General features: G+C 70.0%; 13 protein-coding genes. 4 read left to right on the forward strand and 9 right to left on the reverse strand.

Annotated elements, in window-relative coordinates; genetic code table 11:
* Positions 1 to 452, reverse strand: a 452-nt coding sequence (locus tag L0H79_RS15160; protein ID WP_301485468.1) for a Gfo/Idh/MocA family oxidoreductase, incomplete at its 3' end; no start/stop codon positions are given.
* A gap of 127 nt (positions 453 to 579) precedes the next feature.
* On the opposite strand from L0H79_RS15160, the gene L0H79_RS15165 reads away from it, so the two are divergent.
* Positions 580 to 1,599: a LacI family DNA-binding transcriptional regulator gene (locus L0H79_RS15165; RefSeq protein WP_301485469.1), complete on the forward strand. Its 1,020-nt coding sequence runs from the start codon at positions 580 to 582 to the stop codon at positions 1,597 to 1,599.
* A gap of 121 nt (positions 1,600 to 1,720) precedes the next feature.
* Here L0H79_RS15165 and L0H79_RS15170 read toward each other — a convergent pair whose 3' ends face one another.
* Positions 1,721 to 2,737, reverse strand: a complete 1,017-nt coding sequence (locus tag L0H79_RS15170; RefSeq protein WP_301485470.1) for a LacI family DNA-binding transcriptional regulator — start codon at positions 2,735 to 2,737, stop codon at positions 1,721 to 1,723.
* Between the two features lie 126 nt (positions 2,738 to 2,863).
* Here L0H79_RS15170 and L0H79_RS15175 point away from each other — a divergent pair, with 126 nt between their 5' ends.
* The 3 genes from L0H79_RS15175 (at position 2,864) to L0H79_RS15185 (ending at position 6,219) form a co-directional block, all read left to right on the forward strand.
* Entirely contained in the window at positions 2,864 to 4,090 is a 1,227-nt protein-coding gene (locus L0H79_RS15175) for a Gfo/Idh/MocA family protein (protein ID WP_301485471.1), read from the forward strand.
* Between the two features lie 104 nt (positions 4,091 to 4,194).
* A complete protein-coding gene (locus tag L0H79_RS15180; protein WP_301485472.1) occupies positions 4,195 to 5,181 on the forward strand; it encodes a sugar phosphate isomerase/epimerase in 987 nt (328 codons plus the stop codon).
* Positions 5,182 to 5,196: 15 nt separating this feature from the next.
* Positions 5,197 to 6,219, forward strand: a complete 1,023-nt coding sequence (locus tag L0H79_RS15185) for a Gfo/Idh/MocA family protein (RefSeq protein ID WP_301485473.1) — start codon at positions 5,197 to 5,199, stop codon at positions 6,217 to 6,219.
* Between the two features lie 3 nt (positions 6,220 to 6,222).
* Here the strand turns inward: L0H79_RS15185 and L0H79_RS15190 are convergent, their stop codons facing one another.
* From L0H79_RS15190 to L0H79_RS15220, 7 genes are all read right to left on the reverse strand, one after another.
* Positions 6,223 to 7,242: a Gfo/Idh/MocA family protein gene (locus L0H79_RS15190; protein WP_301485474.1), complete on the reverse strand. Its 1,020-nt coding sequence runs from the start codon at positions 7,240 to 7,242 to the stop codon at positions 6,223 to 6,225.
* Positions 7,243 to 7,260: 18 nt separating this feature from the next.
* Positions 7,261 to 8,760, reverse strand: coding sequence for a CoA-acylating methylmalonate-semialdehyde dehydrogenase (locus L0H79_RS15195; RefSeq protein WP_301485475.1), 1,500 nt, complete (start codon positions 8,758 to 8,760; stop codon positions 7,261 to 7,263).
* Positions 8,761 to 8,933: 173 nt separating this feature from the next.
* On the reverse strand, positions 8,934 to 9,821 hold the full coding sequence (locus tag L0H79_RS15200; protein ID WP_301485476.1) for a sugar phosphate isomerase/epimerase: 888 nt from the start codon (positions 9,819 to 9,821) through the stop codon (positions 8,934 to 8,936).
* Positions 9,818 to 10,858: a Gfo/Idh/MocA family protein gene (locus L0H79_RS15205; protein WP_301485477.1), complete on the reverse strand. Its 1,041-nt coding sequence runs from the start codon at positions 10,856 to 10,858 to the stop codon at positions 9,818 to 9,820. The genes L0H79_RS15200 and L0H79_RS15205 overlap by 4 nt, the downstream gene beginning before the upstream one ends.
* Positions 10,855 to 11,772 (reverse strand): ATP-binding cassette domain-containing protein, encoded by a 918-nt coding sequence (locus L0H79_RS15210; protein WP_301485478.1) that lies wholly within the window; start codon positions 11,770 to 11,772, stop codon positions 10,855 to 10,857. The genes L0H79_RS15205 and L0H79_RS15210 overlap by 4 nt, the downstream gene beginning before the upstream one ends.
* A gap of 5 nt (positions 11,773 to 11,777) precedes the next feature.
* Positions 11,778 to 12,815: an ABC transporter permease gene (locus L0H79_RS15215; protein ID WP_301485479.1), complete on the reverse strand. Its 1,038-nt coding sequence runs from the start codon at positions 12,813 to 12,815 to the stop codon at positions 11,778 to 11,780.
* Between the two features lie 6 nt (positions 12,816 to 12,821).
* Entirely contained in the window at positions 12,822 to 13,817 is a 996-nt protein-coding gene (locus L0H79_RS15220; RefSeq protein ID WP_301485480.1) for a sugar ABC transporter substrate-binding protein, read from the reverse strand.
* Positions 13,818 to 13,861 lie beyond the last annotated feature (44 nt).

Here is a 13,861-nt window from a genome sequence, read left to right on the forward strand (position 1 = left end):
TGCGGGGGGCGGCCGTGGCCGCCGCGGGCGACGTGCGCTTGGGCGGGGGAGAAGTCCGCCGCGAAGCGGCGGTTGAAGCCGACCTGCAGCGGCACGCCGGCCTCGCGGCACGCGGCGATCGCCCGGTCGGCGTCGGCGAGGGTCATCGCCATCGGCTTCTCGACGAAGACGGCCTTGCCGGCCCGGGCGGCGGCGACGACGAGGTCGGCGTGGGCGGTGCTCGCACACGTGATGGCCACGGCCTCGACGCGCGGGTCGGCGATGAGGGCTTGGGAGTCGGCGACGGCCTCGGCACCCAGCGGCTCGGCGCGCCGCGCCGCGGCGCCGTCGGCCGGGTCGGCCACGCGGACCAGCTCGGCCGCCGGGGGGCGTCGCGCGATGGTGGTCGCGTGGTAGGTGCCGATGCGTCCGGCGCCGATGAGGCCGAAGCGGACGGGCGGAGTCGTGATCATGGTGTGCTCCATTTGAATTCTACTAGAGCGCTCTAGTCGTGTCAGGACCAGTGAAGCGGGTCAGCCGGTGTCACGTCAAGCGGCCTCCCCCCTCTGGTGCTGGAGCGCTCTAGGTACAGTGAGCCGTATGCCGCCGAGCCGGGTCACGATGGAGGACGTCGCCGTGCGCGCCGGCGTCTCCCGCGCTCTCGTGTCGATCGTCTTCCGTGGCGTGCCGGGCGCCTCCGAGGCCGCCCGCGAACGGGTCCTTGCCGCCGCCCGCGACCTCGACTACCGGCCTGACACACGGGCTCGTCGGCTCGGTCGCTCGCGGACCGGGACGCTCGGCGTGGTCTTCTCCGTCGGCCACGCCTTCCACGGCGACCTGCTCGAGTCCCTGTACGAGGAGGCAGAGTCCGCCGGCTACGAGCTCGTGCTGAGCGGCGTGACCCGGTCGCGCCCCGAGGACCAGGCAGTGGAGACCCTCCTCGCGGAGCGGTGCGAAGGGCTGCTGCTGCTCGGCAGCGATTTCCCCCGGGCACGGCTCGGCGCGCTCGCCGAACGGGTTCCCGTGGTCAGCGTGCTGCGCCCGGTCAAGGCGCCCGGTGTCGACGTCGTACGCACCGACGACGCCCACGGGATGCGTCAGGTCGTCGAGCACCTCGTCGGCCTCGGCCACAAGGGGATCGCCCTGCTCGACGGCGGACGCGCAGCGGGTGCAGCACAGCGCAGGCAGGGTTTCCGGGCCGCGGCCCGACGGCTTCTGCCCGGGCGGGACGAGGTGCTCATCCCCGGCGGGCTGACCGAGGAGGACGGGGCACAGGCAGCCGAGGCCTGGCTCGACCTCGCCCGGCCCGCTCCGAGCGCGGTCGCCGCGTTCAACGACCCGTGCGCCCTCGGCTTCATCGACGTGGTGCGCCAAGCCGGGGTGCGGGTCCCACAGGACGTGTCGGTCGTCGGGTTCGACGACGTCCGACAGGCGGGCTACGCCCATGTCGGGCTGACCACCGTCCGGCAAGAGGCCAGGCAGCTGGGCGCGGCAGCCCTGCGGCGGCTCACCGCACGGCTCGATGCAGACGAGGTCGACGCGGACGGCTCCGACATGGGTGAGGTCGTCATCGCGCCTGCGCTCGTGGTGCGCGGCTCGACCGCAGCCCCGGGTCGCTGACGGCGACTGCCCACTGGGTTTCCTTGGGCAGCCCACCAAGCGGGCATGGTCCGCTCTCGGCGTCGGGGCCGGTGGCCGGTGGCCGGTGGCCGGTGGCCGGTGGCCGCCAATGGTCGGGGGGTCAGGGCATGGTTCGGTTGGGAGGCGGGCCGGTGCTGCCGCGAACGACGAGGACCGGTTCCAGGAGGACCTCGACGTCGTGGCTGCGCGCCCCCTCGAGCCGCTCGACGGCGGCCCGGACCGCCGCCGCGCCCATCTCGCCGGGGGTCTGGCTGACCGAGGTCAGGTCGATGGTGCCGAGTCGCGCAAGGGGGGTGTCGTCGTAGCCGACGAGCGAGATGTCCCCGGGGACGGAGCGGCCGTCCCGGCGCAGGCCGTCGAGCACTCCCAGGGCGCAGCGGTCGTTGAAGGCGATCGCGGCCGAGACCGGTCGGCCGCGCAGCAGGCTGACCGCCGCGGCGCCCTTGTCCTCGGTGGCACCGCCGGGCACGACGTGCACCGCGTCCGGGCCGACCAGCCGGCGCACCGCCCGGCGGTAGCCCGATCGACGCAGGGTCGAGATCGTCCCGCTCGGGCCGTCGACGAAGGCGATGTCTCGATGCCCGAGGGCGACGAGATGCTCGACGGCCAGAGCGACGCCCCGGTCGTCCGCGACCCGTACGACGTCGACCCCCGGGGCCGTCACGGGCCGGCCCACGGCGACGACGGGACGGTCCTGAGCCAGGTCGGTCAGCTGCGCCGCCGACAGACCGGGCGCGAGCAGGAGCAGCGCCTCGCAGCGTGAGTCGAGCAGGGTCTCGACCACCCGGCGCTCGTCGTGGGTCCGGGTCAGGGGGCTGACCACGACGTCGTATCCCAGCCCGTCCGCCGCGGCATGGATCTCCTCGATGAGCTCGGCATGGAACGGGCTGCGGACGTCCATCGAGACCCCGAGCAGCTGCGTCCGCCGGCGGGCGAGCAGGCTCGCGCTGCGGTCGGCGCGGTAGCCGAGCTCGTGCGACGCGTCGAGGACCGCCTGCCGGGCCCGCCGACCGGGGCCGGGTCGCCCTCGCAGCACGAGCGACGCCGTCGCGGTCGACACCCCGGCCCGCGCGGCAACGTCCGCAAGGCGCGGTCGCGAGGAGCGGGTGGACGGCATACGGCTCCTTCGGGACGGGGTGGGCCCAGTTTGTCAGGACAAGTCGTTGACAGGTGCTTCCCAATGGCGGCACACTTGTTAAAGCGCTTTAAGGATACCCACCCAGCGATCCCAGAAAGGTACTCAATGACCAGTGCACCCATCGGAGTGGCCGTCATCGGGGCCGGCATGGCCGGCCGGGCGCACTGCGCCGGCTACCGGATGGCGCCCACCCTGTTCGACCCTCCACTGCCGCCGGTGCGGTATGTCTCGGTCATCGACGCGAACGCGGCAGTCGCGCAGGACGCCGCGACCCGCTACCTCTACGAGGAGCACGGCACCGACTGGCGCGCCCTGCTCGAGGACGACCGGGTCCATGCCGTGAGCATCGTCGTCGCGAACCAGCTGCACCGCGAGATCGCCGCGGCGCTCCTGGCCGCGGGCAAGCACGTCCTCTGCGAGAAGCCGCTCGCCCCGAGCCTGCAGGACGCCACGGCGATGGTGGCCGCCTCGCAGGCCCACCCGGACCTCGTCGCCGCGACCGGTTTCGTCTACCGGCGCCAACCCGCCGTGGCGCACATCAGGGACCTGCTCGAGACCGAGCTCGGCGAGGTGTCCCACTTCAACGGCCACTACTGGTGCGACTACGCGCGCAGCGCCGACGTGCCGATGTCGTGGCGCTTCAGGGGTGGCCCGGGGACCGGCGCGCTCGGTGACATCGGCAGCCACCTGGTCGACCTCGCGGAGTTCGTCTGCGGGCCGCTCGTGCAGGTCAGCGGCGGCACGTTCACCACGAAGGTGACCGAGCGGGCCCTGCCGGTCGGGCAGACCTACGGACACGCCAAGGCCGAGCTCAGCGCCGTGCGCGAGCCCGTCGAGAACGACGACGTCGCCACCTTCACCGGGCACTTCGCCTCGGGTGCGGTCGGGACCTTCTCCATCTCCCGCATCGCGCCGGGCAACCCCAACGCCCTCGGCTTCGAGGTCTTCGCCGAGCACGGCGCCGCGAAGTGGACCATGGACCGGATGTCCGAGTTCGAGGTGATCGACAACCTCCGCGGTGACGGCAACGACGGCTACCGCACGGTGCTCGTCGGGCCGGCACACCCCTACATCCGCAACGGCGTACCGATGGACTTCCCCGGTACGGCGTTCGGCGTCGGCGACCTGTTCGGCTACCAGGCCCGCGCGTTCCTCGAGGCCGTCGCCGGCATCGTGGGCGGCCTGCCGGCTCCCGCCGGCTTCGTCGACGGAGTCCGCGACCTGACGATCCTCGACGCGGTGACCCGCTCGGCCGCCGCCGGTGGCGCCGTCGTCGACGTCACCCCGGTCGACATCGCAGTCGGCATCCCGGTCGGTGTGGCTCACGTCTGAGCCGGCCCGCCTTCCAACCAACCCGCCGGCGAAGAGCCCTCGCACGCCACCCCACCCAGCTCAGCGGCATACCCCATCGCACAGACCCCCGGAAGGAACCCACCATGTATCTCGGCGCCTACAACGCCTGCCTGGCCGACAAGTCGCTCGGCGAGGCCCTCGACCTGATCGCGGGGCTCGGCCTCACCAGTGTCGAGATCAACTCCGGCGGCTTCCTGCCTCCGATCCACCTGCCTGTCAAGGAGGTCCGCGAGAGCCAGGACGCTCGCCAGCAGTACCTCGGTGAGTTCAGCTCACGCGGTCTGACGCTGACGGCGCTGAACTGCAACGGCAACCCGCTCCATCCGCGCGCCGACTTCCCCCACTCACGCGACCTGCACGAGTCGATCGAGCTGGCCGCCCTGCTCGGGGTCAAGCGCGTCGTCACGATGTCCGGTACGCCCGGCAGCGAGCCGGGGACCTCTGTCCCCGTGTGGAACCCGCTCCCTTGGTGGAGCCCGTTCCTCGACATCCAGGACCACCAGTGGAGCGTCGCGATCCCGTACTGGAAGGACATCCAGGCCCGAGCCGCGGACGCCGACGTGAAGATCGCCATCGAGATGCACCCCGGGAACATCGTCTTCAACCCGCGGACGCTGCACCGCCTCGCCGAGGAGATCGAGGCGACCCACGTCGGCGCCGAGATGGACCCGAGCCACCTGTTCTGGCAGGGCATCGACCCGGTCCTCGCGGTGGCCGACCTCGGCGAGCTCGTCTACAACGCGGCTGCGAAGGACACCCGGATCAACGAGGCCGCGAAGGTCAACGGCGTCATCGACGACCGCTTCTCCCGGGTGGCCGAGGGCGAGCCGGGATACCTGCCGCTCGGTGGCGGGACGAGCCTGAGCGGCTGGCCGACGAACTCGTCGTGGGACTTCGTCGCGGTCGGGCGTGGCCACGACACGGCCTACTGGACCGAGTTCCTGCGGGCCCTGCAGAAGGTCGACCCTGACATGCCGGTCAACATCGAGCACGAGGACCAGGAGCTCGACCAGCTCGAGGGTCTCCGCTTCGCGGCCCAGACCCTCATCGACGCCGAAAAGGCCATCTGAGAGGGAGGAGGACTGATGTCGGACGAGCCCCTGCGCATCGGCATCCTCGGCGCGGCACGAATCGCCGAGCTGAGCATCGTGAAGCCCGCCGCGGCGACGGGGCACCGCCTCGTCGCCGTCGCGGCGCGCGACCCCGAACGGGCCGCCGCGTTCGCTCGGGCCCACGGGGTCGAGCGGGTCCACGCGAGCTACGACGACCTGCTCGCCGACCCGGAGATCGAGGCCGTCTACAACCCCCTGGCCAACGGGCTGCACGCGCCGTGGAACCTCCGGGCCCTCGCCGCCGGCAAACACGTCCTCGCCGAGAAACCCTCGGCCGGCAACGCCGAGGAGGCGGCCCGGGTGCGTGACGCGGCACATGGCTCCGGCCGGGTCTTCATGGAGGCCTTCCACTACCCGTACCACCCGCTGTTCCAGCGCATCGTGTCGCTGCTCGAGCAGGGCGCCATCGGCGAGGTCCGGCACGTCGAGGCGTTCCTCGGCATGCCGGCGCCCGAGCCCACCGACCCGCGGTGGTCGTTCGAGCTGGCGGGCGGGGCGACGATGGACCTCGGCTGCAACAGCCTCTCCGCGCTCGCGCTGCTCGGGCCGTGCCTCGGGGGTCCGCCCCGGATCGTCTCCGGCCGCGCCGAGGAGCGCGCCGGGGCGGCGAACGTCGACGAACGCCTTTGCGTGCAGGTCGAGTTCCCGTCCGGCGTCACGGGTAGCGCGGGCAGTGACATGGCCGCATCCGGCTGGGACTTCCACCTCACGGTTCTCGGCACGGACGGTGAGCTGCACGTGCCCGACTTTCCTCGGCCGCACGAGGACGACTCGCTGACGCTGCGACGCGGTGACGCCGGCTCGGTCGAGCGCCTCGGCAGTCGGTCGAGCTACACCTACCAGCTCGAGGCGTTCGCCGCAGCGGTCCGTCACGGGGGCCCTGTCGTCACGGACGCCGACTTCGCGGTGACCATGATGGAGCTGATCGACGCCGCGTATGCCGCTGCCGGCCTGCCTCGTCGCACATCCATGGCGGCTGGCGGGCCGTTGATCTGAGGCTCAGAGCGAGATGCCGAGCTGGCGCCGCACCTCGTCCATGACCTCGAGGTACGCGATCGTGTCGGCGAGACGTCGCAGCGGCGAGCCGGTCTGACCGGCCGCCACTTGCCGCGCGACCTCGGCAGCCTGCAAGTGCAGCGCCGAGTGGGCCACCCGCGGCTCGTCCCACTCGAGGGTCGTGCCGTCGATGTCGCGGACCCGGAAAGGGCCAGGCTGGTAGAACGGGCCCGCGATCTCGACGGTGGCCGCCTCGCCCTGGATGGTCGCTGCGGTCGGGGTATTGCCGAGCTGGGTGGCATGCAGCGTCGCCAGGGCGCCCGATCCGGTCCGTAGCAGCATCCCGGCCTGGACGTTCAGGCCGTCCGGGGCGAAGGTGCCCATGGCCTGTACGTTCGCGGGCTCGCCGAGAACCCATGTCGCCAGGGTGAGCGGATAGGTGCCGAGGTCCATGAGCGGGCCGCCGGCCAGATCCGCGCGCCAGATCCGGTGGCTCGGCTCGAAGTGCTCGCCGATGTCTGCGACGACGGCGCGCACGGCACCGAGCGACCCACTCTCGAGAAGCTGTCGGATGACGTCGAACTTCGGCAGGAACAAGGCCCACATGGCCTCCATGAGGAACCGCCCCCGCGACTCGGCGATGGCGCCGAGACTGCGAGCCTGCGCCGCCGAGACGCACATCGGCTTCTCCACGAGCACATGCTTGCCGGCCTCGAGAGCCAGGGCCGCGTCGTCGTGGTGATGGTTGTGCGGAGTGGCGACGTAGACGACGTCCACCTCCGGGTCTGCGACGAGCTCGGCATAGGACGCGTGTGCGCGGGGCAGGTGATGCATCTCCGCGAAGGCCCGTGCGGTCTCGAAAGAGCGGGACCCGACCGCGACGAGCTGCTGGCGGGTGCCGGCACCGAGGGCGGCGCAGAAGCGGTAGGCGATCCAGCCGGTGCCGAGAATGCCCCACCGCAGCGGTGGGGCATCCATCGGGTCCGGCGTGCGCGGCGCGGGAAGCTCCGCCGGCAGGGCCATCTTGCTCGCGCTCTACCGTCAGGCGTTCTGCGGGAAGCCGAGGTTGATTCCACCGTGGCTCGGGTCGAGCCAGCGGGAGGTGACGACCTTGCCCCGGGTGAAGAAGTGCACACCGTCGGTCCCGTACGCATGGGTGTCGCCGAACAGGCTGTTCTTCCACCCGCCGAAGGAGTAGTAGGCGACGGGTACCGGGATCGGGACGTTGACCCCGACCATGCCGACCTCCACCTCGTTCTGGAAGCGCCGCGCCGCGCCGCCGTCGTTGGTGAAGATCGCCGTGCCGTTGCCGTACGGGTTGTTGTTGATCAGCTCGAGGCCCTCCTCGTAGGTCTTGACCCGCAGCACCGCAAGCACGGGACCGAAGATCTCCTCCTGGTAGATCGACATGTCCGTCGTGACGTTGTCGAACAGAGTGGGGGCGAGGAAGAAGCCCTCGCCGTCGGCATCGAAGTCACCGCCGCGCCCATCGACGACGAGCTTCGCACCGGCCCGCTCTCCGGCCTCGATGTAGCCGGCGACCTTCTCCCGGTGCTGCTTCGTGACGAGGGGACCCATGTCGCAGCCACGGGTCCCCTCGCCGGTGCGCAGCTTGCCCACGCGGTCGGTGATCTTCGCGATGAGCTCGTCGGCGACCGGTTCGACGGCGACGAGCGCGGAGATCGCCATGCAGCGCTCCCCGGCCGAGCCGAAGCCCGCGTTGACCGCGGCGTCGGCCGTCACGTCGAGGTCGGCGTCGGGCAGGACGAGCATGTGGTTCTTGGCGCCGCCGAGGGCCTGCACGCGCTTGCCGCCGGCGGTGGCCGTCTCGTAGACGTACCGCGCGATGGGGGTGGAGCCCACGAAGGAGACCGCCTTGATCTCGGGGTGGGTCAGCAGGGCGTCGACCGCTTCCTTGTCGCCGTTGACGACGCTCAGGACGCCGTCCGGCAGGCCGGCCTCACTCCAGAGCCGGGCCATGGCGATCGTGGCCGAGGGGTCCTTCTCGCTCGGCTTGATGACGACGGCGTTGCCGCAGGCCAAGGCCACCGGCACGAACCACAGCGGCACCATGGCGGGGAAGTTGAACGGGGAGATCACCGCGACGACGCCGAGCGGCTGACGCATCGAGTAGACGTCGACGCTCGTCGAGGCGTTCTCGCTGAAGCCGCCCTTGACCAGCTGCGGGATACCGCACGCGAACTCGGCAACCTCAAGACCACGCATGACCTCGCCGAGGGCGTCGTCGAGCACCTTGCCGTGCTCGGCCGTGATGAGCGCGGCGATCTCCCCCTTGTGCTGGTTGAGCAGCTCGCGGAAGCGGAAGAGCACCTGCCCTCGCTTGGTGAGGGAGAGGTCGCGCCACGAGTCCGCCCAGGCACGATGCGCTTGCGTCACCACCTCACCCACGAGCTGGGACGAGGCGAGGTCGAGCTCGCCGGTCTGCTCCCCTGTCGCCGGGTTGTAGACCGGGCTGGTCCGTTCGGAGGTGCCCTCCCAGGGCGCTCCGCCGATGAGGTGGGTGATGCGGGTGGGGCTCATCGCCTGACTCCTTCGATGTGACTGGTCGATGCCGTGGACAGCCTGACGGTTGTCCTGAAAATCTTTATGTCATGACATTCTAACAATGATGGCGCTCATCGACAAGCGACGGGCCGAAACGAACAGCAACCGCCCGGGCCGGCTGTCTGGTGGCAGCGGGCCCGGGCGGCGCATCAACGAGGCGACTCGAGCGTCGGGGGGGTCTCCCACCTGGACAGGTACCCGGCGATCCGTTCCCGCATGAACCGGTGCGACTCCTCCGCTCGGTCCTCCCAAGCGAAGACGCAGCTGGTCAGCGTGCCGTCGAACCCGACCTTCTCCAAGGTGGCGAAGAACACGTCGAAGTCGACCTCGCCCTGACCGATGTCCAGATGCTGGTGGACGGTGACCTGCGAGCCTGGCGGGTTGACGATGTAGCGCAGCCCGCTCGAGGCCGTTTGGTCATAGGCGTCCGCGATGTGGCAGATGCTCGTGAGACCGCCTGCCTTCTCGAGGATCCCGGCGCAGTCGTTGCCCTGGTGGAACGTGTGCGGCGTGCAGTAGACGAACGATACGAGGGAGCTGTTGATCCCGTGGATGACGTCGAGGGCCCGCTTGCCGTCCTCCTCCCAGTCGTCCGGGTGCGGCTCGATCGCCAGGCGCACCCCCTCCCGCTCGAATACGGGGAGCAGCTCCTCCATCGACCGCCAGAACTGACCCTCGCAGACTGCCCCCTGTCGCGGGTTGCCGTTGAACTCGGAGTTCATCTGGTCGACTCCGAGGGCGGCGGTGATCTCGATAGCGCGCTTCCAGTACCGGACCGCGGCCTGGCGCTCGTCCTCGTCGGGGCCGGACCACCGGAACAGGGGCAGGACCGAGGAGACCCCGACCCCGGCCGCGGCGAGCTCCTTGCGGAACCGCTGCACCGTTGCGTCATCGACCCGCGGGTGGTTGAAGAACGGGATGAAGTCCTCGCGAGGCGACAGCTCGATCCATTCGTAACCGTGCTCTGCGACAACCCCCGGCAGGGTCTCCAGCGTCGTCGTCTCGCGGATCATGTAAGGGTCGAGAGCGACTCTCATGACAACACCTCCCGGTCGGCGAGGGTGACCTTGACCGGCTGTCCGCTTTGCAGCGACTCCACGCCCGCGGAGCAGACCGCGGTCGACGCGTAGCCGTCCCAGGCTGTCGGGCCGGTCACGGTGCCGGTCCGGGCAGCATCGGCCCACGCCTGGACCTCGAGGTCGTAGGCTCGACCGAAACGGACGGTGAAGTCGGGGGCCACCGGGCCGCCCCACCAGCCGGCGTCGCCATCGAGGTTGGCCCGGGTCGTGTACAGGCCGGTCTGGGACAGGCCCGCCGTGACGGTGCCGCGTTCGCCGACCGCCTCGCAGCGGACCTCGTAGCCGGTCTGGCAGTTGACGAAGACCTCGGTGGTGACGATGCCGCCGCCGCTCATCCGGAAGATCGCGACCTGTGGGTCGGCGACACCCTCGTGGGCCAGGCTGGTCGGAGCCGGTCGCAGGACGGTGATCTCCTCGATCTCCTCGCCGAAGAGGAACCGGGCGACGTCGACCTCGTGCACGAGCGAGTCGCGCACGATGATCTCGCTGCGGAACTCAGGGCTCGGCACGGCCTTGTTGCGGTGCGTGTTGTGCACGAGCAGCAGGCGCCCGAGGGCGCCCGCCGCGAGCAGCCGCTTCAGCTCGGCGTACTCCGGGTCGAAGCGTCGCATGAAGCCGACCTGGATGAGCGAACGTCCCGACTCCCGCTCGGCCCGGATCACCCGCAGCGACGAGTCGCCGTCCATCGTCAACGGCTTCTCGCACAGCGTCGGCTTGCCGTGCTCGATGCAGGCGAGCAGCTGTTCCTCGTGGGCAGATCCGGGCGAGGCGAGGATGACGGCGTCGACGGCGTCGGAGCCGATCAGCCCCGTCGCGTCGTCGTGGACGCTCACCCCGTCGTAGCCGCTCGCCAGCTCCTCGGCTCGCGGACGGTCCGGGTCCGAGACCGCGACGAGCCGTGCTCCGGAGATGCGCGAGGCCACTCGTCTGGCGTGGTCGCTGCCCATCATGCCGACACCCACGATGCCGACACGCAGGCTGTCCGACGTTGTCATGCGGTTCCCTTCGGCTGGCCGTCGGCCGAGCCGTCGGCCGAGCCGTCGGCCGAGTCGTCGAGCTCGGGTGCGCCGACTCCACCGTGGCGGACCTCGTGCGGCGCGACCACCTTGCCCGCGTCGATGCCCCCGAGCTCATGGCTCAGCTCGGCAAGCTCCTGCCCGCCCGCCATCTCCGCGGTGAGCTGGTCGAGGGTCAGCTCGCTGCGGTGGGCGTCGAGCACGACGCGCCCGAGCTTGAGAATGATGAAGTGGTTGCCCACCAGGAAGGCGTGGTGCGGGTTGTGGGTGATGAAGATGACCCCGAGCCCGGCGTCACGGGCCTTGACGATGTACTTCAGCACGACGCCGGACTGCTTGACGCCGAGGGCCGCGGTCGGCTCGTCGAGGATGACGACCTTGGCCCCGAAGTAGATCGCCCGAGCGATCGCGATGACCTGTCGCTGTCCACCGGACAGCCGCCCGACCGGACGTTCGAGATCGGGGATCTCGATGCCCATCTTGCGCAGCTCCTCGCCACAGATGCTCTTCATGGCCTCGATGTCGAGCATCCGCAGCGGACCCGTGCGGATCTCGTTGGCGAGGAAGAAGTTGCGCCACACGGACATCAGCGGCGCGAGCGCCAGGTCCTGGTAGACGGTCGCGATCCCGGCCGCCTGCGCGAGGCGGGGCGATCCGAACCGGCGCTCGATGCCGTTGAGCTTCATCTCGCCCTCGGTGTAGTCGTGCAGCCCGGCCATGATCTTGATCAGGGTGGACTTGCCGGCACCGTTGTCCCCGAGGACGCAGGTGACCTCCCCCTGCCGGACCGTGAGGTTGACACCGCGCAGGGCCTGGACGTTGCCGTAGCTCTTGCCGACGTTGTCGAACTCGAGGAGAGGGTGCTCCACGGTCCGGCTGGGATGTTCGCTCACCGCGGTCATCGTGCATCCGCCTTTCGCTTGACGTAGAGGTTGACGAGCGTGGCGAGGATCAGCATCGCGCCGAGGAAGGTGAAGAACCAGTCCACGTTCCACCCGGCGTACGAGATGCCGAGTCGGGTCATCCCAAAGATCAGGGCCCCGATGGAGGCGCCGACGACCGAGCCGAAGCCGCCGGTCAACATGCACCCGCCGATGACGGCCGCGATGATGTAGATGAACTCGTTGCCGACACCTTGTCCCGACTGCAGGTTGTTGAAGTTGAACAGCAGGTGCATGCCGAGCAGCCATGCACAGAAGCCGACGCCCATGAACAGCGCGATCTTCGTCGCGACGACGGGGACACCGACCGCCCGGGCCGCGGGCGCGTCGCCACCGGCAGCGAAGATCCAGTTGCCGTAACGGGTGCGCAGGAGCAGCAGGCTGCCGATGATGGTCAGGATTACCCAGTAGATCACCGTGATGTTGATCCGGACCGAGCCGACGTCGAAGGTCGAGGCGAAGACGGCCTTGGCACTGTTGAACCCGTCCATGTCGTTGAGCGAGTTGGACGATACCCCGCCGGTGACGATGCGGGTCACCGCCAGGTTGACGCCCTGCAGGATGAAGAACGTACCCAGTGTCACGAGGAAGCTCGGCATGCCCGTCTTGTAGAGCAGCCAGCCGTTGAACGCCCCGATCGCGAGCGAGATGAGCAGCGCGATGAAGACCCCGACCCAGACGTTGAGCCCGAAGTACCAGGCCGTGTGGGCGGCGGCCAGTCCGGATGTGGTGACTGCGACGCCGGCGGACAGGTCGAACTCCCCACCGATCATCAGCAGTGCCACGGCGACCGCCATGATGCCGATCGTCGACGAGCCGTAGAGGATCGTGCCGATGTTGGTGATGTTGCGGAATGCGGGTGCCGCGGCGCTGAACAGCGCCGCCAGGGCGATGGCTCCGATGAGTGCCCCGACCTCGGGTCGGCCCATGACCTGGGCCAACCACGATCGGGTGACGACGCGGTCGTCAGTCGAGGTGGTCGTAACGGTCGACATGCCGCGTCACCGCGTTCCGTTCTCGGCGAACTTGGCGACCTGCGCGATGTTCGACGCGTCGATGAAGGCCGGGCCGGTGGCGACGTTCTTGCCACCGCCGATGACGTTGCCGTTCGTCTTGTAGAGCCACAGCGAGTCCACGGCCAGGTAGCCCTGCAGGTACGGCTGCTGGTCGACGGCCCACTGCACCTGCTTGCCCTTGATCGCGCCGACGAGCTCCTTGTTCGTGTCGAAGGTGCCGATCTTGGCCTTGCTGCCGGCGTTGCTGACCGACTTGATGGCGTCCATTGCGAAGGGCGCCCCGAGCGTGACCACCCAGTCGATGGTGGGGTCCTCGGTCAGCTTGGCCTGGATCGAGGTGGTCACGGCCGAGTCGTCGCGGCCGTTGACGTAGAGCCGCTGGACCTTCACGCCCTCGGCGCCCTTGGTGACGCCGTCGCACCGGTCCTCGAGCTGCTGCTGGCCCTGCTCCTGGATGACGCACAGGGCGTTCTTCGCGCCGTCCTTGAGGAGCCGCGCTCCGACAGCGAGCCCGGCGTCGGTCTCGGACTGCCCGAAGTAGCCGATCGCCCCGAGGTCCAGGGCATCGGCCCCGCCTGCGTTGAACATCGAGACGGGGATCCCGGCCGCCACGGCGGCCTTGATCGTCCCGCCGAGCGCACCGGTGTTCGGGTCGGTCACGGCGATGCCGTCGACCTTCTTGTCGATGGCCGCCTGGATGAGCTGGGCCTGCTTGGTGGCGTCCGGGTCGTTGGAGTACTGCAGGTCGACGCCGTCGTTGGCTGCCGCCACCTCGGCGCCCTTGCGGATGATGTCCCAGAACGTGTCACCGGGCGCCTGGTGGGTGATCATGGCGACCGTCATGGTCTTGGCCTTGTCTCCCCCGCCGGCGGCTGCGCCACCGGTTTCGGTGCGGCCGCCGGAGGAGCAGGCGCTGAGGGCAAGCGCTCCGGCGGCGCCCACGGCCACGAGAACAGTCCAGCTGCGGGTCGTACGGATCATCGGTGTCCTGCCTTTCGGGTGTCCGTCTCATGCTTGAGGCGGAG

Origin of the sequence: Intrasporangium sp., assembly GCF_030452765.1 — a bacterium.
Lineage (GTDB): Bacteria > Actinomycetota > Actinomycetes > Actinomycetales > Dermatophilaceae > Intrasporangium_A.